Annotated in this window: 1 protein-coding gene; it reads right to left on the bottom strand. The window is 70.9% G+C overall.

All coding sequences use genetic code 11. The annotated features are described in order from the left end of the window. Position 1: 1 nt before the first annotated feature. Positions 2-373 carry a MerR family transcriptional regulator gene (locus tag FCI23_RS56020; RefSeq protein ID WP_136731808.1) on the bottom strand — a complete coding sequence of 124 codons (372 nt, stop codon included), beginning with the start codon at positions 371-373 and terminating at the stop codon, positions 2-4. Between the last annotated feature and the right edge of the window lie 200 nt (positions 374-573).

Here is a 573-nt window from a genome sequence, read left to right as displayed (position 1 = left end):
GTCAGTCGTCTCCGGACGCACGCCGCGCGAGGCTCTCGCGCAGTCTGGCCAGCCGGTCGATCTCGGCGTCGAGGGCGGCGAGCCTGCGGCCGACAATCCCGGAGGTGGGGGCGCCGGGTTCGACAGAACCGCACCGCGGCGGCGGGTCCTGGGCGAGCAGATGGAGACGGTCGGCGCAGCTGCGCAGGTCCTCGATGGTGAATCCGAGGGTCAGCAGGTCGCGGATGATGCGGACTCGTGCGATTTCGCCGGGCCCGTATTCGCGCTGGCCGGAGGCCGTGCGGACGGGTGGGGGCAGTAACCCGCGCTGCTCGTAGAACCGTAGTGCCCTGGGCGTAGTACCGGCCGCTGCTGCCGCTTCGCCGATCCGCATCCTGCCCCGCTCCCCGTCCTCTGTCCGCCCGCGGCTGCCGAACGGGTGCTATGCCACCGCCACCGCTACAGCTCCACGACGACGGCCCCGAAGTGTCTGCCTTCGATCATTTCCTGCAACGCCTGCGGTGCGCGATCGATGCCCGCGATCCGTGCATGGGGGAAGCTGATCTCGCCGGAGCGCAGCCAGTCGCCGAAGCG

The sequence above is a fragment of the Actinacidiphila oryziradicis genome, assembly GCF_005047355.1.
GTDB classification, from domain to species: Bacteria; Actinomycetota; Actinomycetes; order Streptomycetales; family Streptomycetaceae; genus Actinacidiphila; species Actinacidiphila oryziradicis.
The sequence above is the reverse complement of the archived record's forward strand: the minus strand, read 5'-3'. Positions and strand labels throughout refer to the sequence as shown.

Excerpts from the sequence above, each read along its gene's own strand:
- FCI23_RS56020 (WP_136731808.1), bottom strand. The coding sequence starts at position 373 with ATGCGGATCGGCGAAGCGGCAGCAGCGGCCGGTACTACGCCCAGGGCA.